Source organism: Actinomycetospora sp. NBC_00405 (assembly GCF_036044095.1).
Lineage (GTDB): Bacteria > Actinomycetota > Actinomycetes > Mycobacteriales > Pseudonocardiaceae > Actinomycetospora > Actinomycetospora callitridis.
This window is the reverse complement of sequence record NZ_CP107938.1, coordinates 4512777-4532864: the sequence shown is the minus strand read 5'-3', so window position 1 is coordinate 4532864 and position 20088 is coordinate 4512777. Positions and strand designations below refer to the sequence as shown.

Sequence of the window (20088 nt, the reverse complement as noted above, 5' to 3'; positions counted from 1 at the left end):
TCCGACCGCTCACCGGGCACCGCCGCGTCCGGGGGCCGGCCGGATCGCCCGTCCGCGGCGCCGCTGAGCCGGACCTGAGCACAGCAGTGCCCGAACGGGTGTCCCGTATCGCCCGGTCGTGTGGCGACCGTTGTGCTCCGGTCACCGCGTGGCGTAACGGCCCCGGAACCGTCGGGGTCCGTCCCGGCCGTAGTATCCCGCTGCTGACCAGCACGTGTCCGGGCTGCCCGCCCGAGATCATCAGCCACGAGGAGATGCGTGACCGACGACCGCGCCGGCGACCCGGCCCGGGGCTCCCGCCCCGGGGCTCCCGGGTCCGACGCGGTCCGCTCCCCCGCGGCGCGCTCGGGCCCGGCGTCGGCGCCGTTCCGTATCCCCGTCGCGACGCCGACGGCCCAGGCCGGCCGCCGCCCGACGATGGTGCCGCTGACCCGCAAGCGCGGGCCGCGTCTCGGTCTCCGCCCGCCCGGCGCCGGGCTCGTGACCGCGCCGTCCGCGCTCCCCACCTCGCCCGGCACCCCGTCGGCGGGCATCCCGTCGCCTGCCGCGGCGAAGGCGCCGTCCACGCGGGGTCCGGTCGACGCGGTGACGCTGCCCGCGGGGCGCATCCCGGCGCGCGCGGCGCCGCCTCCGCAGACGGGACCCCCGCCCAGTCCCCCGGTGGCGCCCGCGCCCCGGCGCCCGTCCACCCCCGCCGTCGTCGCGACCACCGTCGCGCCCGTCCCCCCGGCCCGTCCCGACGTCGCGCGGCCTGTCGACCCGCCTCCCCCCGAGGAGCCGGACGAGCCGGAGGCGGACGAGCCCCGGGCCCCCGAGCCCGAGGCCGCCCCCGCGGAGTCGCCCGCGGTCCGTCACGTCCGTGCCGCGGCGGCGACGAGCGAGGCCGCGCCGCGCCGCCCGGCCGCCACCGAGGCCCGCGCGGGCGAGACCGAGTACGCCGCCACGTCGGCGGTGCTCGCGTCGGTGGGCAGCCGCTTCACGACGTGGCGACGACGGTGGACCTGGCGCCGGACGGCGAGGCTGCTCACCGCGACCTGCGCGGTCCTCGTCGTGGTCGTGTGCGGGCTCGGGTGGGGCGCGGCGTCGTGGGTCGAGGCCGCGGTGCGCCAGATCGGCGCGCTGGACCCGAACTCGTCGGCCATCCAGAACGCCGCTGCGCAGGCCGGCGACCAGAACTTCCTCGTCGTCGGCTCGGACAGCCGCGCCGGCGCGCCCCCGTCGGAGGACGCAGGCGACACCGCCGGCGTGCCCGGGGCCCGCACCGACACGATCATGGTCGTGCACGTCCCGGAGGACCGATCGACGGTCACGGTGGTGTCGTTCCCCCGCGACCTCGAGATCACCCGACCGGCCTGCGAGCGCTGGGACCCCGTCTCCGGCGCCTACTCGCCGCAGATGCTGCCGCCGACCCCGCGCGTGAAGCTCAACTCGGCCTACGCCGCGGGCGGGCCGCGCTGCGTGACCCGCGCGATCCAGGAGCTCTCGGGCCTCGCGATCAACCGCTTCCTCGGCATCGACTTCCAGGGCTTCCAGGGCATGGTCGACGCCGTGCGCGGCGTGCCGATCTGCGTGGAGCGCCCGGTGCGCGACTCCGTGCTCGGCACCGTCATCCCCCAGGCCGGGCCCACCGTGCTGAGCGGGCAGCAGGCGCTCGACTACGTCCGCGCCCGCCACGTCGAGGGCGACCCGTCGAGCGACTACGGCCGCATCCAGCGCCAGCAGCGGTTCCTCGGCGCGCTGCTGCGCTCGGTGCTCTCGGCCGGCACGCTGCTCGACCCCAGCCGTCTCGAGGGGCTCGTCGAGGCCGTCTCGCGCTCCACGTTCGGCGAGAACATCGGCTCCGACCAGCTGCTCGCGCTCTCACAGTCGCTAGGCAGCCTGGACCCGCGCACGGTCAGCTTCGTGACGGTGCCGACCACCGGGCTCGCCAACGACCGCGGCAACGAGGTGCTCCGCCGCGGCGACGAGCGGGCCATGTTCGACGCGATCATCCGCAACGACCCGCTGCCCGGCAGCGGCGCGCCGGCACCCGGCGTGCCGGCCGCGCCCGTGCCCGCCCCGGCACCCGCCGACATCCGGCTCGTGGACGCCCGCTCACCGGCCGAGGACCTCGGTGACGACGGGGGCGACGACGAGGGGGAGGACGGCGGCGACGGGGGCGGCGACGAGGGCGGGGCGTCGGACGGCCCGTCGGCCGAGCGGGTGGCGGATCGTCTGCGCTCCGCCGGCTTCGTCGTGACCAGCGACGACGGCGGCTCGTCGTCGGGCGGGGGCGGGACGACGATCCGCTACTCGCCCGACCAGGCCGCCGCCGCCTCGGCGCTGGGCGCGGCCGTGCCGGGTGCGCGTCTCGAGCCCGGCGGCGCGGGGCGCAGCACGCTGACCCTGACCCTCGGCGACGACTTCGACGGCGACGTCCGCTCGGACGCCGCCCCGGACGGGGCGACGCCTGCCGCGCCGGTCAACCCGACGATCACGGCCGCCGACGCCACCTGCGCCTGACCCGGTCGCGTTCATCCCTGGTTCATGCCGTCGTCGGACGGGCGACCGGCCGTCCGCGTACGTTGCGCGACATGCGCACGGCCTACAACGAGAAGCTCGCCGCCCTCTCCGAAGAGCTCGCCGAGATGTCCCAGATGGCCGGCGAGGCCATGAAGAAGGCGACGACCGCCCTGCTCGAGGGCGACCTCGACCTGGCCGAGGAGGTCATCTCCTCCGACACGAAGATCGACGCTCTGCGCAGCCAGGCCGAGGAGCAGGCGTTCGGTCTGCTCGCCCTCCAGGCGCCGGTGGCCGGTGACCTGCGCTCGGTCATCGCGGCGATCCACTCCGCGGGCGACCTCGAGCGGATGGGTGACCTCGCCCTGCACGTCGCCAAGGCCGCGCGGCGTCGTCACCCGGCCAAGGTGCTGCCCGAGGACGTCGCCCCCTACTTCGCCGAGATGGGCCGCGTGGCGCTCGACCTGGCCCAGGACGCCCGCCAGGTGATCCTCACGCGCGACGTCGAGCTCGCCTTCACCATGGAGTCCGACGACGACGCCATGGACGACCTGCACCGCCACCTGTTCACCCTGCTGCTGAGCAAGGACTGGCCGAGCGGTGTCGCGCCCGCCATCGACGTGACCCTCCTGGGCCGCTTCTACGAGCGCTTCGCCGACCACGCCGTGGCCGTTGCCCGCCGCGTGGTCTTCATGGTCACCGGCAAGATGCCCAACACGCCCGAGGCCTGACCGACCGGCCGCGCACACACGAAGAGCCCCTCCCGCAGCCTGCTGCGGGAGGGGCTCTCGTGCTTGCCGACCACCGGAGCGCGCCGGAGGTCGGTAGACAGCGCGACGAAGGAGCGCTGTCTACCGCATCTCCTTGGCGCGACTAACCGAAGCGGCCGGAGATGTAGTCCTCGGTGGCCTGCTCGCGCGGGTTCGAGAAGATCTTCTCGGTGTCGTCGATCTCGACCAGCTTGCCGGGCTTGCCGGTGGCCTCGAGGTTGAAGAAGGCCGTCTGGTCGCTCACCCGCGCCGCCTGCTGCATGTTGTGGGTGACGATGACGATCGTGTACTCCTTCTTGAGGTCCCCGATGAGGTCCTCGATCGCCAGCGTCGAGATCGGGTCGAGCGCGGAGCACGGCTCGTCCATGAGCAGCACGTCGGGCTGGACGGCGATCGCGCGGGCGATGCACAGACGCTGCTGCTGACCGCCGGAGAGGCTACCGCCCGGCTTGTCGAGGCGGTCCTTGACCTCCTGCCAGAGGTTCGCGCCGCGCAGCGAGGCCTCGGCGACCTCGTCGAGCTTCTTCTTGTCGCGCACGCCCTGGAGCTTCAGGCCGGCCACGACGTTGTCGCGGATCGACATCGTCGGGAACGGGTTGGGGCGCTGGAAGACCATGCCGATCGTGCGGCGCACGGCCACCGCGTCGGCGCTGCGGGCGTAGATGTCCTCGCCGTCGAGCAGCACCTCGCCGACGACGCGGGCCCCGGGGATCTCCTCGTGCATCCGGTTCAGCGTCCGGAGCACGGTCGACTTGCCACAGCCCGACGGGCCGATGAACGAGGTGACGCTGCGCGGCGACACCGAGAGGTTGACGTCCGACACGGCGTGGAAGTCGCCGTAGAAGATGTCGACGGCCTTCAGGTCCAGTCGCTTGGCCACGGTGTTCCTCTACTTCGAGATGGCGGAGAAGCGCGACACGACGCTCGCCCCGAGCTGCAGGATCATGATGATGAGGATGAGCGTCAGCGCGGCGCCCCAGATGCGGAACTGGCCGGACGGCTCCGGGTTCGAGAGCTCCGAGAACATCAACAGCGGCAGCGAGGCCATGTTCCCGGAGAACGGGTCGAAGTTGATGGACTGCGAGTAGCCGACGAGCACCAGCACCGGCGCCGTCTCGCCCATGACGCGGGCGAGCGCCAGCATCACGCCGGTCACGGTGCCCGACAGGGCGGTGGGCAGGACGATCCGCAGGATCGTCTTCCACTTCGGGATGCCGAGGGCGTAGGCCGCCTCGCGGAGCTCGTCGGGCACCAGCCGCAGCATCTCCTCGGTGTTGCGGATGACCACCGGGAGCATGAGCAGCACCAGCGCCAGCGACACCATGAAGGCGCTCTGCTCGGCGCCGAGGATCGAGATGAACGCCGCGAAGATGAACAGCGCGGCGACGATCGAGGGCACGCCGGCGAGGATGTCGACCATGAAGCTGGTGGTCTTCGCCAGGCGCCCGCGGCCGTACTCGACGAGGTAGATCGCGGCCAGGATGCCGATCGGCACGGCGATGACGGCCGCCAGCGCTGCCTGGATCAGCGTGCCGTAGATCGCGTGGTAGACGCCGCCGGCGTACGACTCCGGCAGCACTCCCGACAGCGACTTGCCCCACCAGTCGGAGGACAGGATCGCGCCGATGCCGCGGACGACGACCGTCGCGAGCACCCACACGAGCGGCACCAGGGCGATGACGAACGCGAGCCCGACGAGGAACGTCGCGACGTTGTTCTTGATCTTTCGGCCGGTGCTCGGGGCCTGGAAGGTCGGCGTGGTGGCGGGGCGCTCCGGGGAGCTGAGGCCGGTCGCGGTGCTCATCACCCGTTCACCTTCCCGCCGGCGACCACGCGGGCGATCGCGTTGACCACGAATGTCAGGACGAACAGGACCAGGCCGGCGGCGATGTAGGCGCCGGTGGGCAGCGGCTGGCTGAACTCCGAGGCCGCGGACGCGATGAGCGAGGCGAACGTGTAGCCGCCGTCGAACAGGCTGAAGCCCGACGGCGTGGTGGCCGCCCGGATGACGATGAGGACCGCGATCGTCTCGCCGAGCGCGCGGCCGAGGCCGAGCATCGAGCCGGCGATGTAGCCGCTGCGCCCATAGGGCAGGACGGCCATGCGGATGACCTCCCAGCGGGTGGCCCCCAGCGCCTGCGCCGCCTCGATGTGGAAGCGCGGGGCCTGGGAGAACACCTCGCGGGTGACCGCGGTGATGATCGGCAGGATCATCACGGCGAGCACGACGCCGCCGGTGAAGATCGTGCCGGTGAGGACGGGCAGGTTGCCCGGCGCGAACAGGAAGAACCAGCCCAGGTTGGTGCTCAGCCATATCGCGATCGGCAGCAGGGCCGGCGCGAGGACCGCGATGCCCCAGAGGCCGTAGATGATCGACGGCACGGCGGCCAGCAGGTCGATCACGTAGCCGAACGGGCGCGCGACCCGCTTGGGCGCGTACTGCGTGAGGAACAGCGCGATGCCCAGGGCGATCGGCATCGCGAGGACCAGGGCGAACAGCGACGACAGCAGCGTGACCACGAGCAGGTCACGGATACCGAAGTTGAGGTTCGCCGGGTCGCGGGTGTCGAACACCGGCGAGGTCAGGAAGTTGGCGTTGTTCGCCAGCAGGGAGGGCACCGCCTGCACGAGCAGGAAGAGCCCGATCGCGGCGATGGCCGCGACGACGAGGAGGCCGGAGCCCGAGGTCAGCCCCCGGAAGATGCGTTCGCCGCGTTTCGGGGTGGCCCCTCGGTCCGTCCCTCCTCTACCGGGGTCGGTGTCGGTCACGGTGTCCAGGGTGGCCGACCCGGCCGCGGAACCCTCGTCCTGAGGGTCTCGCGGTCGAGCCGCCGTGGTGCGTTCGGTCACAGCCGGGGTTCCGTCCGCCTCGTCGTCGCCGGGCAATCGTGTCGCCGGTCCGTTACTGGATGGCGTTGACCGCGGTGGTCATCCGCTGCTTGAACTGCTCGGGCAGCGGGACGTAGCCCGCCTCCGGCAGCGCCTGCTGCGCGCCCGGGGAGAGCGCGGTCTGCAGGAACGCCCGGACCGCCGCGGCGGTCTGGTCGTCGGCGTAGTTCGAGCAGACGATCTCGTAGGTCGCCAGCGCGATCGGGTACGCGCCCGGCGCGCTCGCCTGGTAGAGGCTGTCCAGGTTCAGCTTCAGGTCGTTGCCCTGGCCGCTGACCTGCACGTTGTCGACCGCGGTACCCACGGACTGGGGCGTCAGCGCGACCGGCTGGCCGCCGCCCGAGTTGATGATCTGCGCCGAGCTGAGGCCGCCGCGCTCGGCGAACGAGGACTCGACGTAGGTCACCGAGTTCGGGGTGTTCTTGGTGGCGTCGGCGACGCCCTGGCTGCCTCGGGCACCGGCGCCGACACCGCCGTTGAACGTCTGGGCGGCCTCCTTGCCGTACGCGCCGTTGGAGGCGGCGACCAGGTACTTCTGGAAGTTCTCGGTGGTGCCCGACTCGTCGGAACGGAAGTTGACGATGATCGGGGCGGCCGGCAGCTGCTTGCCCGGGTTGAGGGCGGCGATCGCCGGGTCGTTCCAGGTGGCGACCTGGCCGTTGAAGACGCGCGCGGCGGTGGGGCCGTCGAGCACCAGGTCGGTCACGCCGGGGACGTTGTAGGCGATCGCGACGGGCCCGAAGACGAGCGGCAGGTTCCAGGCCGGCGAGGCGCAGCGCTGCTGGGCCCGGGTGGTCTCGTCGCCGTCCTTGAGCGCGGAGTCCGAACCGGCGAAGTCGGTCTGCCCGCCGAGGAACTCGTTGCGCCCCGCGCCCGAGCCGCTCGGCGTGTAGTTCAGGGTCTGGCCCTGGCAGGTCTGCTGGTAGGTCGCGACGAAGCGCGTCATGGCGTTGTTCTGCGCCGACGACCCGCTGGAGCGCAGGTCGGGCTTGCCGCCACAGGTGACGCCCGGTGCCGCGGACACCCCGCCGCCACCGGCGTTCTCGTCACTGCCGCACGCGCTGAGCACGAGCGCCGATGCGGCGATCAGCCCGATCGCCGCGACGCGTCGCTGATACCTCACAGAAGATTCCTCCGTGTCCGTCCGCCCACCTCCGCGTGGGCACGTCGCAGCGCGGGGTCGCACCACGCCCACGGAGGCTAAGCAGGCCGGATGGACGCTCGGAGCGCTCGGGATGAACGAGGGATGAACGCATCCCGGGAACGTCGCCCGGAGGGCTGAGCGACTGCGACGCCGGTCACTCTCGGCGATCAGCGCTGGTAGGAGACGTCCACCGCGTCGCGCTCGAAGCCCAGGCGGCGGTAGGTCGCGATCGCCGGGGCGTTGTCGCCCTCCACGTACAGGATGGTCGTGCGCAGACCGCGATCGCCGAGATGGTGGAGCCCCGCGAGGGTGAGGGCCCGGCCCAGACCGCGCCCCTGCGCGCCGGGGTCGACGCCCACGACGTACACCTCGCCCAGCGGCTCGGGCACGGTCTCGGAGACGGCGTGCACCTTCGTGAAGTGGAAGCCGAGCAGGTCGCCGGTCGCGGTGTCCCACGCCAGCAGCACCCCGTCGGCGTCGAACCAGGACTCCGCCTCGATCGCGGCGACGTCGCCGGTCGTCCAGCCGCTCTGCTCGGGGTGCCAGGAGAACGCGCGGTTGTTGACGGCCACCACGGCGTCCTCGTCACGCCCCACCCGCAGCGGGCGGATCGCGACGCCGTCGGGCACGACCAGCGCCGGCAGCGGCGGGGCCTCGTGCCCGGGGGCGGGCCGGCGCATGCGCCACAGCTCGCGGGCGCGCCGGCGGCCGGCCCGCTCGGCCAGGCGCGCGGCGCCCGGGTGGTCGCCGTGGGCCCAGAACCGCGCCACGGGCGACTCCTCGAGCACCGCGTCGACCACTGCGGCGCCGACCCCGCGGCGACGGTGGGCGGGGTGCACGGAGAGCTCGGCGACCGGGTCGTCGAGGTTCTCGCCGTCGAGCAGGGCGTGCCCCACCAGGTCGTCGCCGTCGCTCACGAGCAGGTGCCGCGTGCTGGGGCGCCCGCCGTCGACGATCGCGTCGAGGTCGCGACGCGCGGGCTCGGCGTAGGCGTCCACCCCGTCGGCCGCCGCGACCGCGGCGACCAGGGCGTGGACGTCCTGCGCCTCCTGCGGCGTCACCGTCGCCACCCACCGGCTCTCCAGCACGGCGGTGACCGTAGCGCTCCTCGCCTCAGACGCCCCGGGCCCACGCAGCGGGACGCACCACACGGGCGTCGTCCCAGGACCCGGCCGACCGCGGGACCGGCGTGGCGGGGGTGCTCCGGGGGCTCGTGGCCGGTGCGTCCTCCTCGGCGTCGTCGGACTCGTCGGCCGAGGTCTGCGCCGTCCCGAGCACGCCGCGCATGGGGCGGACGAACTTGTAGCCGACGTTGCGCACGGTGCCGATGAGCTGCTCGTGCTCCGGGCCGAGCTTCGCCCGCAGCCGCCGGACGTGGACGTCGACGGTGCGGGTGCCGCCGAAGAAGTCGTAGCCCCAGACCTCCTGGAGCAGCTGCGCGCGGGTGAAGACCCGACCGGCGTGCTGGGCGAGGTACTTGAGGAGCTCGAACTCCTTGTAGGTGAGGTCGAGCGGCCGCCCGCGCAGACGGGCGGTGTAGGTCGCCTCGTCGATCACGAGCTCACCGAGCACCAGCGCACCGTCGGCACCGGAGCCGTCGGAGGCGCGCTTGGCCCGCAGCAGGCGCAGCCGGGCGTCCACCTCGGCCGGTCCGGCACCGGGCAGCAGCACCTCGTCGACGCCCCACTCGAGGGACACCGCCACGAGGCCGCCCTCGGTGAGGATGGCGATCACCGGGACGTCCAGGCCGGTGGAGCCCAGCAGACGACAGAGGCTGCGGGCGGCGGCGAGGTCGTGCCGGGCGTCGACCAGCACGGCGTCGTGCGGGCCGGCATCGAGCAGGGCCGCCACCTCGGGGGCGGCGGTCCGGAGTCCATGGGGTAGCAGGGTCAGCGACGGCAACACTGACGTCGGCTCGGGGTCGGCGGTGAGCAGCAGCAGCTCCACGCGAATCTCCCTCCGCGATCGTGGGGTGGACCCTAGACCAGTTCACCGCGCCGTCACCCTGCCGAGCGTTCCATGTCACGTCGGGTCCGCAAGCCCGTCGGCCCCGGGAAAGTGCCGGTCAGGGGCCACATGCCCGCCGATCCGGTGAGGCGGACCGCGGGCTACGCTGCGTGAGCGGGACAGGTCGTGCGGGGCGGGGGAGGATTCCGGGTGTCGGGCTGGGTGCTGGTGGCCGCCGCCGCGGCCCTGGCGGTGGTGCTCGTCGCGGGGCTCGTCCTCGCGATCGTCCGGCTCCGGCGCTCCCGCCGCGCGCCGATGGCGGCCGGTGGGCCCACGCCCGTCCCGTCGGCCCCCGACCCGGGTCCCGAGGGCACGCGCCGCGACCTCCGCCCGGTGGGCCCGCAGCGACCGGGCGGTGCCGTGACCGGCGTCCTCCCGCGCGACCTCGCCGGCCCACCCGGCGGGCTCGCGCTGCTGCAGCTGTCATCGCAGTTCTGCGCCGACTGCCGCGCCTCCCGGGCCGTGCTCACCGACGTCGCCGGCGAGCACCCCGGGCTCACGGTGCGCGAGGTCGACGTCGCGATGCGCCCCGAGCTCGTGCGGCTGCTGGGGATCCGCCGCACCCCGACGACGCTCGTCGTCGACCCTGCGGGGGTCGAGCTGGCGCGCCACGTGGGGGTGCCCCGACGGGCCGATCTGCTGGACTCGCTCGCCCCGTGGCGTCGCACCGGGTGAGCGCGCTCCACGAGCGTGTGACGTCACCCTCGGGCGACGCCCGATTCTTCGGTAGCGTGGCGCGCGTGGACGGCGGGCTCACCCAGCGACGCGTGGTGGACCTGTGCCGTGTGGACTCCAGCCTCTGTTGCTGACCCGGCCCCCGGACGACTCCGCGCCCGGACCGCCCACCTGACGTCCTTCGCAGTGTGATCGCGGGTCCTCGGCTGTTCGGGGTCGCCGGCGGGGATCCCGTCGTGAGAACCACCAGAAATCCGCAAGCACCCGAGGAGCAACACACATGAGCCGCCAGGACGCCCTGGTCAGTGCCGACTGGGCCGAGCAGAACCTCGACGCCCCCAACACGGTCTTCGTGGAGGTCGACGAGGACACCACCGCCTACGACGGCGGGCACATCCCCGGCGCCGTCAAGCTCGACTGGAAGACGGAGCTGCAGGACCAGGTCCGCCGCGACTTCGTCGACAAGGCCGGCTTCGAGAAGCTGCTGTCCGCCAAGGGCATCGGCAACGACGACACCGTCATCCTCTACGGCGGCAACAACAACTGGTTCGCGGCCTACGCGTACTGGTACTTCAAGCTCTACGGCCACCAGGCCGTCAAGCTGCTCGACGGCGGCCGCAAGAAGTGGGAGCTCGACGGGCGCAAGCTCGACACCGAGGTCCCGCAGCGCTCGCAGACCTCCTACACCGCGAAGGAGCAGGACACCTCGATCCGCGCGTTCCGCGACGAGGTCGTCAACGCGATCGGCACCAAGAACCTCGTCGACGTGCGCTCGCCCGACGAGTTCTCCGGCAAGCTCCTCGCCCCGGCGCACCTCCCGCAGGAGCAGGCGCAGCGCGGTGGCCACATCCCGTCGGCGCTCAACGTGCCGTGGTCGAAGGCCGCCAACGAGGACGGCACCTTCAAGTCGGACGACGAGCTGCGCAAGCTCTACGAGGAGCAGGGCCTCGACTCCTCGCGCTCGACCATCGCGTACTGCCGCATCGGCGAGCGCAGCTCGCACACGTGGTTCGCGCTGCACGAGCTCCTCGGCGAGACCGACGTCAAGAACTACGACGGCAGCTGGACCGAGTACGGCTCGCTGATCGGTGTGCCGATCGAGACGGGGCCCGGACAGAGTGGGAGTGGTTCCTGATGTGCGGAGCGCCCGAGCAGACCGCCGAGCTGCCCGCCGGCACCGACCTGAGCAAGGAGTCGGTGCTGGTCGGGAAGGTGACCAACGGCGGCTCGCCCGTCGGCGGCGCCTACGTCCGGCTCCTCGACGGCACCGGTGAGTTCACCGCGGAGGTCGTGTCCTCGGCCTCCGGCGACTACCGGTTCTTCGCGGCCCCGGGCACCTGGACCGTCCGCGCGCTCTCGCGCGCCGGCAACGGGCAGTCCGAGGTCACCGTCGGTGGCCCGGGCCTGTTCACGACCGAGGTGTCCGTCGCGGCCTGAGTGTCAGCGGCGTGCCCCGATCGGCGTGCTCCGTCCGATCGGACACCCCAGTGTCCGTATCGGTACGTCGATCACTCGTGACGACCCTCCGCCCGCTCGTCCCGCCCACCGCGACGGGGCGGGCGGGCGGTGGTCGTTAGGGTGGGCCGGTGGCGTGGTTCTACACCGTCCTGCTCGCTGCGTGCAGCGCCGGAATCCTCGGCGCCGGCGTCGTGCTGACGCGGCGGCTCTTCCGCGACGAGGCACTCACCGGCGAGGAGGAGCGATGAGTTCGTCCATCAACCCCGACGAGGCCGACCTGCCCGAGGGCAGCAGCGGCAACGAGGCGATCCGGGCGGCCGCGGAGCGCGCCGAGCGCACCCGGGGCGCCAACGTGCCCGGGTGGGACGACCTCCCGGTCCCGAACGACACCGCGAACCTGCGGCTCGGCCCGGAGCTGAACGACGCGCTCCTGGGCCTGCTGCCGCTGGTCGGGGTGTGGCGCGGCGAGGGCGAGGTCGTCTACCCGACGATCGACGGCCCCTTCCACTTCGGGCAGCAGATCACCGTCGCGCACGACGGCAGGCCGTTCCTGTCCTGGGAGGCCCGCTCCTGGATCCTCGACGGGCCGGGCGGGGCCGTGGTCCGTCCCGCCGCCCGCGAGGTCGGCTGGTGGCGCGCGCAGGAGGACGGCACGCTCGAGCTCCTGCTCGCCCACCACACCGGGATCATCGAGCTCTACTACGGCGAGAGCCGCACGCAGACGTCCTGGGAGCTGCAGACCGACGCGATCGCCCGGACCTCCACGGCGAAGGAGGTCAACGGCGCGACCCGGCTGTACGGCATCGTCGACGACGGCGACCTCGCCTACGTCGAGGAGCGCGCCATGGAGGGCCAGCCGATGCAGCCGCACACGTCCGCGCGGCTGCAGCGCGTCGTCGGCTGAGCCCCACCCGCCCGTGGACGTCCGGCCCGTCGGTCCCGAGGCACTGCTCGTCGACCTCGACGGGCTCGCGGCCGTCGACGCGGTCGGCGCGGCCCTGCGCGGCGCCCTGGCGCGCGGCGAGCTGCCCGGCGTCGTCGACGTCGTCCCCGCGGCCCGGACCGTGCTGGTGACGGCCCCGGGCGCGCCCGACGCCCTGCCCGCTGTCCGGGCGCTGCTCGAGGGGATCGACACCACGGCCCCGCGCGGCGACCGCGACGCGGGCAGCGTCGAGCTGCCGGTGCACTACGACGGCGAGGACCTCGAGCTGGTCGCCCGGGACGCCGGCTGCTCGGTGGACGAGGTCGTCGACCTGCACACCGGCGCCACGCTCACGGTGGCCTTCGGCGGCTTCGCGCCCGGCTTCGCCTACCTCGCCGGGCTCCCCGAGGCCCTGCAGCAGCCGCGTCTGGACACCCCGCGTCCGCGGATCCCGTCCGGCTCGGTGGGGGTGGCCGGCGAGTTCGGCGGGGTCTACCCCCGCACCTCGCCCGGCGGCTGGCGGCTGCTGGGGCGACTGACCGACGACGCGCCGACATTGTTCGATCCCGACCGCGACCCGCCCGCGCTGCTGGTGCCGGGGACGACGGTGCGCTTCCGGGACGCGGGGCGACGATGAACGGGGAGTCCGGGAGCCGGGAGCTCGTCGTCACCGAGGTCGGTCCCCGCGCCCTCGTGGTGGACCGCGGGCGGCCCGGGTGGGCCCACATCGGCGTCCCCCCGGCCGGCGCCCTGGACGGACCCGCGCACGCGCTCGCGCAGCGGCTCGTCGGCAACCCGCCGGAGGCGGCCGGGCTGGAGATCCTGCTCGGCGGGCTCGCGCTGCGGGCCTCCGCCGCGACGACCGTGGCGCTCACCGGCCCGCCCGGCGGGCTGGTCGTGCGGACCGGGGCCCGCGAGCGTGTGGCGGCGTCGCACCAGCCCGTCCACGTGCACGCCGGCGACGTCCTCGTCGTGCCCGCGCCGACCAGCGGCCTGCGCGGCTACCTCGCCGTGAGCGGCGGGGTGGCGGTCGAGCCCGTCCTGGGGAGCCGCAGCGCCGACACGCTCTCCGGGCTCGGGCCGGCGCCGCTGGAGGTCGGCGCGCGGCTGCCGCTCGGCCCGCCCACGTCCACCCCGCCCGTCGGCACCGGGGCGGTCGGCGTGTCCGCGGCGCCGGACGCCGTCGGGATCCGGCTGCACCTGGGCCCGCGCGCGGAGTGGGTCGACGACGCGGCGGGACGGCTGCGCGGGGGCACGTGGACGGTGGGCCCGACGAGCGACCGGGTCGGGGTGCGCCTGGAGGGCCCCGCGCTCGAGCGGGCGGAGGCGTTCCGGGGCGTGGAGCTGCGCAGCGAGGGCCTGGTGGGCGGCGCGGTGCAGGTGCCGCCGGACGGGCAGCCGGTGGTGTTCCTCGCCGACCACCCGACGACCGGGGGCTATCCCGTGGTCGGCGTCGTGGAGCCGGCCGAGCTACCGGCGTTCGCCCAGCTCCGCCCCGGCTCGTCGGTGCGGTTCGTGCCGCTCGGGGGCTGATCGTCGGGGAGCAGCCCCAGACGCCGGGCCACGAGCGCCGCGAGCCGGGACTCGTCGACCCCGACCAGGCGGGCGACCTGGCTCGGGCTCAGCCCGGCCCGCAGCAGGGCCGTGACGTCGCCGTCGGAGGCCGTCGAGCCGGCGTCGATGTCCGCGGCGGAGAGGGCCGCCACCGCGGCCTCGGGGTCCCCGAGGAGCACCGCGAGCAGCCGGTCCTTGGCCGACTCGGTGTCGGGGCCGGTCTCAGGGTCGGTCTCGGGCCCGGCCTCGCCGTCCGCCGCCGCCGCGTGCCTGGCGCGGTGCGGTTCCTCCGGCGGAGTGTCCTCGGCGACCCCGGCCCGCACCGCGCCGACGTCGAGGGGATCGGTCGGCGGGTCCGAGTACGTCGCCAAGGCCGTCGCGTCCGGCGCGTCGTCCAGGTTCGACACCGGCGAGCCCGCCGTACGTGCATCTGCCGCTGGGCGGCGGCGCGCCGTGGCCGGGTCGCTCCACGCCGCCTCGGGGTCCGGACGGCCCGATTCGAGCGCCGGGGGCGGCCACGCCGCGGCGGCGGCCGCCCGGCGGGCCCGACGGCGCCGGGCCGACGACACCACGATGAGCACGATCGCCACGACCAGCAGGACGGCCGCGAGCACGATCCACGTGATCGGGGACTCGAGCACGCGCATGAGTGGGCACGGTACGCCGTCCGGCCGCGACACGCGGCGTCATCCGGTCACCGACGGTCTCACGAGGCCCCGCGCCCGTCACCCGTCTGCCGCACGCTCCGGCGAGGACGGCGCCGGACGCGCCGCACTCGCGGCGGGCTGGGTGCCCTCCGTGACGTCGACCTGGGACTCGGGGGACTCCGGCGTTCCCGGCTCGTCGGTGGCCTCGGTGGCCTCGGTGCCGTCGGTGCCGTCGGTGCCGTCGGTGCCGTCGGGCTCGACCGCGGCGTCGACCGACACGGTGTCCGCGGCGGTCGCGTCGGCGTCGACCGGGTGGGCGACGGGATGCATCGTCGGCTGGTCCAGCGACCCGGGCGCGAACCCCGGAGGCCCGCCGTACGGCCCGGGCGGCCGGTGCCCCGGGCGCGGCGGACCGGGCGGCCGGGCGGGACCGCGCCACGGCCCGCCGGGCCCGGGACGGGGTGGCGCGGGCGGCGCCGCGGAGGGGCGCGTCGGGCCGGAGACGATGTCGTCGAGCCGCCCGCGCAGGCGGACGAGCTCGTCGACCACCGCGTCACGCTGCGCCCGCAGCTCCGCGAGGGCGGCGCGCGACTCGGCGTGCTCGGCGAGCAGCGACTCGGCGGCCTTGCTGCGCACGAGCTGGGCCTCCTGCTCCGCGGCCTGCAGGATGCCGCGCAGCCGGTCGTTGAAGGCGCCGACCATGTCGGGGCTGCCGGGCGCTGCGTCGCCGGTCTCGTGCTGGTCCCCGGCGGGCGCGCGGCGCGCCTCGGGGACGGTGTCCGAGACCGGCCCCTCCAGCCCCGAGGACGCCGGCGCCTCGGGGGCGGCGCTGCGCCGGCGCTCGCGCACGGCGAGCTGGGCGCGGAGCTGGGCGTTCATCCGGCGGAGGCCGGCGACGTGCTCGTCGACCTGCCGTCGGTCGTATCCCCGCAGCACGACGTCGAAGTGCGGGCCGGGACTGTCCTCCTCGATGCCGGACAAGTCCAGATAGTGCTCGGCGTCGGGCGGTGTGCGTCCCTGCTCACCGGTCGTCATCGTCACCTGCCTGCAGCCGGGGTCCACGGAGCGCGCCGGGTGTCGGGCGCAGAACCCTCCCGATCGTAGGGACCGCCGCCCGCCGACGCACGGAGCCGCCCCCGCCCACCCGGGGGTTCCCGACGCGTGCGAGGCCTACCATCGACCGGGTGGACACCGAACTGCGGCAGACGCTGCATCGCCGTGGCCTGCGCATGACCCCGCAGCGCCAGCTGGTGCTCGACGCGGTCACCGAGCTGGGCCACGCGACGCCGGAAGCCGTCTGCACGCGGGTGCAGGAGACGGCGCCCGCGGTGAACATCACCACGGTGTACCGCACGCTGGACCTGCTGGAGCAGCTCGGCGTCGTGAAGCACACCCATCTCGGGCACGGCGCGCCGACGTACGCGACGTCCGAGCACGAGCACGTCCACCTGGTCTGTCATCACTGCGGCGCGGTCGACGAGATCGACGTCGACGCGCTGGAGGCCCTGGCGGAGTCGCTGCGCGCGTCGCACGGCTTCCGCCTGGACGCCACCCACGTCGCGCTCTCCGGCACCTGCCGGGCGTGCGCCGACCGCGCCGACGCCGAGCTCGCGAAGGACGCGTAGTGACCTCTCCCCTGACCCCGTCCCCGACGTTCGACGAGCCGGGCGCGGTCGCCCCGCAGCCCCCGATGGGTCCCGACGGCGACGAGGGCCCCGACGGTGACACCGACGCCGGCCCCGACGCCGCCGTCCCCGCCCACTTCGGCGACCCGTTCGGCGAGCAGCGCGCGCTGATCCGGCGCGCCGGCGTCGTCGACCGCTCCCACCGCGGCGTCGTGCGCGTCTCCGGTCCCGAGCGGCTGAGCTGGCTGCACCTGCTGCTGACCCAGCAGGTCGCCGACCTCGGCGAGGGCGCCGGCACCGAGACGCTGGTCCTCGACGCGCAGGGCCGCGTCGAGCACCACGCGGTGCTCGCCCACGTGGACGACACGGTGTGGTTCGACGTCGAGCCCGGCCGCGCCGCGCCGCTGGCGGAGTACCTGGACCGGATGCGCTTCTGGTCGCAGGTCACCGTGGCCGACGAGTCGGACGACTGGGCGGTCCTCTCGCTGGTCGGCCCCGAGATCGACGAGGTGCTCACCGCCGCAGGCGTCGTGGCCCCGCACGGCGACCACGCGTGCGCGGCCCTGCCCGACGGCGGCATCGTGCGGCGCATGCCGTGGCCCGGGCCGGGACCCGAGGCGGCCGTCGACCTGATCGTCCCGCGCGCCGAGCTCGGCTCCTGGTGGTCGCGGCTGCGCGGCGCGGGCGCCCGCCCCGCCGGGCACGACGCCTTCGAGGCGCTGCGGGTCGGCGCCGTCCGGCCCCGCCTCGGTCTCGACACCGACGAGCGCGCCATCCCCCACGAGATGGGATGGATCGGCGGCGCGGTCCACCTGCACAAGGGCTGCTACCGGGGCCAGGAGACGGTCTCGCGCGTCGCGAACCTGGGCCGCCCGCCCCGCCAGCTGGTGCTGCTGCACCTGCAGGCCGGGGACGACCCGCTGCCCCCGCCCGGAACGCCCGTGCTCGCCGCCGAGGGCGGCCGGTCGGTGGGGCGCATCGGCACCGCCGTGCGTCACCACGAGCTCGGCACGGTCGCGCTGGCCCTGCTCAAGCGCTCGGCGGTCGCCGCCGCGTCGGCGGACACGCCGCTGTGGGTCGCGGCCGAGGGCGAGCAGCAGGTGCCCGGCCCCGCCGCCGTCGACCCGGACTCGATCCCGCCGGACACGGGCGAGCCGCCCGGCCGCGCGGCGATGCGCCGCCTGCAGGGGTGACCCTGCTCGGTCCGTCCGACGTCGCCGCGGCCGCCGCGGTGCTCGAGGGCGTCGCGGTGCGGACGCCGGTCCAGGAACTCGCGCCCGGCTTCGCGGTGAAGCGCGAGGACCTCCAGCCGATCGGCGCGTTCAAGCTGCGCGGCGCCTTCCACGCCGCGAGCCGCCTCGCACCCGAGCGCCGGGCGGCCGGCCTCGTCACCCACTCCTCGGGCAACCACGGCCGCGCGCTGGCCTGGGTGGCGCGGAGCCGCGGTGTGCCGTGCACCGTGGTCGTGCCGGACGACGCGGTCGAGGCCAAGGTCGAGGCCATGGCCGCGCTGGGCGCCCGGCTGGTGCGCGTGGCCGCCGACGAGCGCGAGTCGGCCGCCGAGGCCGCGGTCGCCGAGACCGGCGGAACGCTGATCCCGCCGTACGACCACCCGGACATCATCGCCGGTCAGGGCACCGCGGGCGCCGAGATCCTCGCCGACCGCGCGGGGGTGGAGCAGGTCGTGGTGCCGATCGGCGGCGGTGGACTGATCAGCGGGATCGCCGCCGCGCTCCGCGGCTCCGGGGTGCGGGTGATCGGCGCCGAGCCGGCCCTCGCGGGCGACGCCGCCGCCAGCTGGCACGCCGGCGAGCGGCAGCGCTGGCCACGCGAGCAGGTGGCCCGCACGGCCGCCGACGGCCTGCGCTCGACCGCGCTGGGCGAGCTGACCTGGCCCCACGTGCGCGACCTGGTCGCCGACGTCGTCACCGTCGACGAGGACGCCATCGCCGACGCCACCCGCCGCCTGCACGCCGTGGGCGTGCCCTGCGAGGCGAGCGGGGCCGTCGCGACCGCGGGATGGCTCGCCCTGCCTCCCGGCGACCGTGACCGGAGCACGGTCGCGGTGGTCAGCGGCGGCAACGTCGACCCCGCCTGGCTGGCCGGGGTCCTCGCCGACCGGACGCCGGTGCCGACGTTCGGGTGAGGCCCGTGCCCGTCGCCGACCGGCGCACGCGCCGCACGCACCTCTCGACGCGCCGACCCGCCTGCCGCGTGACAGCGGACCCCCTGGTCGCGCACCATGTGAAGCCATGATCGAGTTCCGGCAGGGCGGTCGCCGACGCCTCGACCGCGTGCTCGACCCCGCCTTCCTCGCCGACCTGGCGACGTGCCCGATGGACGACGCCCGGGCCAAGCGCGACGACGCGGCGCAGGAGGAGACGGACCTCTCCTACCTGCGCCGGCTCCTGCACGCGCGCATGGACATCGTCCGGTTCGAGCAGCGACGCCGGGCGGCCGCCGCCGAGGGCGAGGAGGGTCCGTCGCTCGTGGACGAGCTCCCGCGCATCCTCGCCGACAACGCGCTCGGCCCGGCCGCGGGCCGCGGGCGTCACCACACGGTGCAGCCCTCGCGGGCCGAGTCGCACCGCCGGCACGTCGAGGCACTGCTCGCCGACACGGGTCTCTCCGACGTCGCGACCCTCTCCGACGACGACCTCACGGCCGCCGCCACCGCGTACGCGGAGGAGGAGCGCTCGGTCTCCGAGCACCGCAGCATGGTCCAGCAGGTCATGGACGCCTGCAACGACGAGCTCGGCCGGCGCTACCGCGACGGCTCGGCGTCGGTGGACGACCTGTTGCGCAAGGAGATGCAGTAGACGACCGCCGGAGCGCGCCGGAGATCGGTAGGCAGCGCGACGCAGGAGCGCTGACTGCCGCATCTCCTTGGCGCGGCTGACTAGTTGGCGCGCTGGTGGGCCGCCCGGCTCGCCCAGAAGTCCCGCAGACGCCGGTAGCTCGCCATCGCGCGCTCGGCGTCGCCGCCCCGCAGCGCCTCGAGGGCCTCGGTGACGTCCTCGGCCGACGTGTCCGCGGCGAGGGTCTGGTCGTCCATGAGCGTCACGAGGCCGCCGTAGTCGAGCTCGACCAGCGAGCCCGGGTCGAAGTGCCGCAGCCACCGCGCGGTGTCGCGCAGGACCTCGGCGGGGCCGTCGTCGCCGAGCGTCTCGGTGAGCAGGTCGGCGGCCGCGTCCGCCCGCGTGAGCGCGTCACCGACCGGCACGCGCCAGTAGCAGCGGCGGGCCGGCGCCTCGGGCGCGGTGACGGCGTCGTCGCTGGGCAGGACGAGGATCCGCTCGGCGGGGTCCACCAGCGCGAACCACGGCAGCGGCACCGTCCAGTTGGCCGACACGATGTGCGTCGCGGACTCCCCGAGCTCCGCGACGGCGGCCTCGGCGCGCGAGCGCACCGCCGACTCCTCGGTGGCGAGCGCCGCCGAGCGCAGGATCGGCACCTCGCTGGTGAGGAACCCGACGAGCGCCGCCGCGGCCCGCGGGCGCGTCTCGAGCGGGCAGACCAGCGTCTTCGGCCCGACCGGCTCGCCCCCCGTGCCCCCCGGTCCCTCCGCGAGCAGCACGTCGGCCGGCCCGTCGAGCGGGGTGCCGTCGGCACGCTCGCCCGGCAGGAGCCGGGACGGCACGGCCAACTGTGCGCGGAGACACACTTCGCGATCGCGACGGCCGGCGTCGAGCACCGGGACCGCCCCGCGGGCCAGTCCGGCTCGCACCCGCGCGGCCAACGGGGCCTTCAGCGCCCCCAACGGCTCGTAGACGCGCAGGTAGCAGACGAAGGGAGCGGGCACGGCCGCCGATGGTGCCATGTCACGTCGCGACCCCGATCGGACACACGGTATTGTCGTGGGTACGAGAGTTACCTCAGATTTCAGGGGGCCGTCGGA

General features: G+C 74.8%; 21 protein-coding genes. 12 read left to right on the top strand and 9 right to left on the bottom strand.

The window, feature by feature from the left end; genetic code table 11:
• Positions 1-258: 258 nt before the first annotated feature.
• Positions 259-2502 (top strand): LCP family protein, encoded by a 2244-nt coding sequence (locus tag OG774_RS22330; RefSeq protein ID WP_328304424.1) that lies wholly within the window; start codon positions 259-261, stop codon positions 2500-2502.
• 71 nt (positions 2503-2573) lie between these two features.
• Complete coding sequence (gene phoU / locus OG774_RS22325) at positions 2574-3230, top strand: phosphate signaling complex protein PhoU (RefSeq protein WP_274188743.1); 657 nt, start codon at positions 2574-2576, stop codon at positions 3228-3230.
• Between the two features lie 142 nt (positions 3231-3372).
• Here phoU and pstB read toward each other — a convergent pair whose 3' ends face one another.
• The 6 genes from pstB to OG774_RS22295 all read right to left on the bottom strand — a co-directional run bounded on the left by pstB (position 3373) and on the right by OG774_RS22295 (position 9255).
• On the bottom strand, positions 3373-4149 hold the full coding sequence (gene pstB / locus OG774_RS22320; RefSeq protein ID WP_328304422.1) for a phosphate ABC transporter ATP-binding protein PstB: 777 nt from the start codon (positions 4147-4149) through the stop codon (positions 3373-3375).
• 9 nt (positions 4150-4158) lie between these two features.
• Complete coding sequence (gene pstA / locus OG774_RS22315; RefSeq protein WP_328304421.1) at positions 4159-5073, bottom strand: phosphate ABC transporter permease PstA; 915 nt, start codon at positions 5071-5073, stop codon at positions 4159-4161.
• Positions 5073-6038, bottom strand: coding sequence for a phosphate ABC transporter permease subunit PstC (pstC, locus tag OG774_RS22310; RefSeq protein ID WP_328304420.1), 966 nt, complete (start codon positions 6036-6038; stop codon positions 5073-5075). The genes pstA and pstC overlap by 1 nt, the downstream gene beginning before the upstream one ends.
• A gap of 133 nt (positions 6039-6171) precedes the next feature.
• A complete protein-coding gene (gene pstS / locus OG774_RS22305; protein WP_328304419.1) occupies positions 6172-7281 on the bottom strand; it encodes a phosphate ABC transporter substrate-binding protein PstS in 1110 nt (369 codons plus the stop codon).
• Positions 7282-7469: 188 nt separating this feature from the next.
• Positions 7470-8390, bottom strand: a complete 921-nt coding sequence (gene mshD, locus OG774_RS22300) for a mycothiol synthase (protein ID WP_328304418.1) — start codon at positions 8388-8390, stop codon at positions 7470-7472.
• 25 nt (positions 8391-8415) lie between these two features.
• Entirely contained in the window at positions 8416-9255 is an 840-nt protein-coding gene (locus OG774_RS22295; RefSeq protein ID WP_328311094.1) for a winged helix-turn-helix transcriptional regulator, read from the bottom strand.
• A gap of 204 nt (positions 9256-9459) precedes the next feature.
• Between OG774_RS22295 and OG774_RS22290 the strand changes: the two genes are divergently transcribed.
• From OG774_RS22290 to OG774_RS22265, 6 genes are all read left to right on the top strand, one after another.
• Positions 9460-9984, top strand: coding sequence for a TlpA family protein disulfide reductase (locus OG774_RS22290; RefSeq protein WP_328304417.1), 525 nt, complete (start codon positions 9460-9462; stop codon positions 9982-9984).
• Between the two features lie 280 nt (positions 9985-10264).
• Positions 10265-11119, top strand: coding sequence for a sulfurtransferase (locus tag OG774_RS22285; RefSeq protein WP_328304416.1), 855 nt, complete (start codon positions 10265-10267; stop codon positions 11117-11119).
• A complete protein-coding gene (locus OG774_RS22280; protein WP_328304415.1) occupies positions 11119-11421 on the top strand; it encodes a DUF1416 domain-containing protein in 303 nt (100 codons plus the stop codon). The genes OG774_RS22285 and OG774_RS22280 overlap by 1 nt, the downstream gene beginning before the upstream one ends.
• Positions 11422-11686: 265 nt before the next feature.
• Positions 11687-12346 (top strand): FABP family protein, encoded by a 660-nt coding sequence (locus OG774_RS22275; RefSeq protein ID WP_328304414.1) that lies wholly within the window; start codon positions 11687-11689, stop codon positions 12344-12346.
• Positions 12347-12359: 13 nt separating this feature from the next.
• Complete coding sequence (locus OG774_RS22270) at positions 12360-13001, top strand: 5-oxoprolinase subunit B family protein (RefSeq protein ID WP_328304413.1); 642 nt, start codon at positions 12360-12362, stop codon at positions 12999-13001.
• Positions 12998-13897 carry a biotin-dependent carboxyltransferase family protein gene (locus OG774_RS22265; protein WP_328304412.1) on the top strand — a complete coding sequence of 300 codons (900 nt, stop codon included), beginning with the start codon at positions 12998-13000 and terminating at the stop codon, positions 13895-13897. Before OG774_RS22270 ends, OG774_RS22265 begins: the two co-directional genes overlap by 4 nt.
• Here OG774_RS22265 and OG774_RS22260 read toward each other — a convergent pair.
• The gene (locus OG774_RS22260; protein WP_328304411.1) at positions 13801-14565 is read right to left on the bottom strand and encodes a hypothetical protein; all 765 of its coding nucleotides are present in this window, start codon (positions 14563-14565) and stop codon (positions 13801-13803) included. The two genes, OG774_RS22265 and OG774_RS22260, sit on opposite strands and share 97 nt — an antisense overlap.
• Positions 14566-14643: 78 nt before the next feature.
• Positions 14644-15600, bottom strand: coding sequence for a hypothetical protein (locus OG774_RS22255; protein ID WP_328304410.1), 957 nt, complete (start codon positions 15598-15600; stop codon positions 14644-14646).
• A 149-nt stretch (positions 15601-15749) separates the two neighbouring features.
• Between OG774_RS22255 and OG774_RS22250 the strand changes: the two genes are divergently transcribed.
• From OG774_RS22250 to OG774_RS22235, 4 genes are all read left to right on the top strand, one after another.
• Positions 15750-16190, top strand: coding sequence for a Fur family transcriptional regulator (locus OG774_RS22250; protein WP_442873901.1), 441 nt, complete (start codon positions 15750-15752; stop codon positions 16188-16190).
• 65 nt (positions 16191-16255) lie between these two features.
• Complete coding sequence (gene ygfZ / locus OG774_RS22245) at positions 16256-17383, top strand: CAF17-like 4Fe-4S cluster assembly/insertion protein YgfZ (protein WP_328311090.1); 1128 nt, start codon at positions 16256-16258, stop codon at positions 17381-17383.
• Positions 17380-18336: a threonine ammonia-lyase gene (locus OG774_RS22240; protein ID WP_328304409.1), complete on the top strand. Its 957-nt coding sequence runs from the start codon at positions 17380-17382 to the stop codon at positions 18334-18336. The genes ygfZ and OG774_RS22240 overlap by 4 nt, the downstream gene beginning before the upstream one ends.
• Before the next feature lie 106 nt (positions 18337-18442).
• Positions 18443-19009, top strand: coding sequence for an RsiG family protein (locus OG774_RS22235; RefSeq protein ID WP_328304408.1), 567 nt, complete (start codon positions 18443-18445; stop codon positions 19007-19009).
• 80 nt (positions 19010-19089) lie between these two features.
• Here the strand turns inward: OG774_RS22235 and OG774_RS22230 are convergent, their stop codons facing one another.
• Positions 19090-19992 (bottom strand): hypothetical protein, encoded by a 903-nt coding sequence (locus OG774_RS22230; protein ID WP_328304407.1) that lies wholly within the window; start codon positions 19990-19992, stop codon positions 19090-19092.
• Positions 19993-20088 lie beyond the last annotated feature (96 nt).

Excerpts from the sequence above, each read along its gene's own strand:
- OG774_RS22260 (WP_328304411.1), bottom strand. The coding sequence starts at position 14,565 with ATGCGCGTGCTCGAGTCCCCGATCACGTGGATCGTGCTCGCGGCCGTC.
- OG774_RS22235 (WP_328304408.1), top strand. The coding sequence starts at position 18,443 with ATGATCGAGTTCCGGCAGGGCGGTCGCCGACGCCTCGACCGCGTGCTC.
- OG774_RS22275 (WP_328304414.1), top strand. The coding sequence starts at position 11,687 with ATGAGTTCGTCCATCAACCCCGACGAGGCCGACCTGCCCGAGGGCAGC.
- ygfZ (WP_328311090.1), top strand. The coding sequence starts at position 16,256 with ATGGGTCCCGACGGCGACGAGGGCCCCGACGGTGACACCGACGCCGGC.
- phoU (WP_274188743.1), top strand. The coding sequence starts at position 2,574 with ATGCGCACGGCCTACAACGAGAAGCTCGCCGCCCTCTCCGAAGAGCTC.
- pstA (WP_328304421.1), bottom strand. The coding sequence starts at position 5,073 with ATGAGCACCGCGACCGGCCTCAGCTCCCCGGAGCGCCCCGCCACCACG.
- OG774_RS22255 (WP_328304410.1), bottom strand. The coding sequence starts at position 15,600 with ATGACGACCGGTGAGCAGGGACGCACACCGCCCGACGCCGAGCACTAT.
- OG774_RS22285 (WP_328304416.1), top strand. The coding sequence starts at position 10,265 with ATGAGCCGCCAGGACGCCCTGGTCAGTGCCGACTGGGCCGAGCAGAAC.
- OG774_RS22265 (WP_328304412.1), top strand. The coding sequence starts at position 12,998 with ATGAACGGGGAGTCCGGGAGCCGGGAGCTCGTCGTCACCGAGGTCGGT.
- OG774_RS22280 (WP_328304415.1), top strand. The coding sequence starts at position 11,119 with ATGTGCGGAGCGCCCGAGCAGACCGCCGAGCTGCCCGCCGGCACCGAC.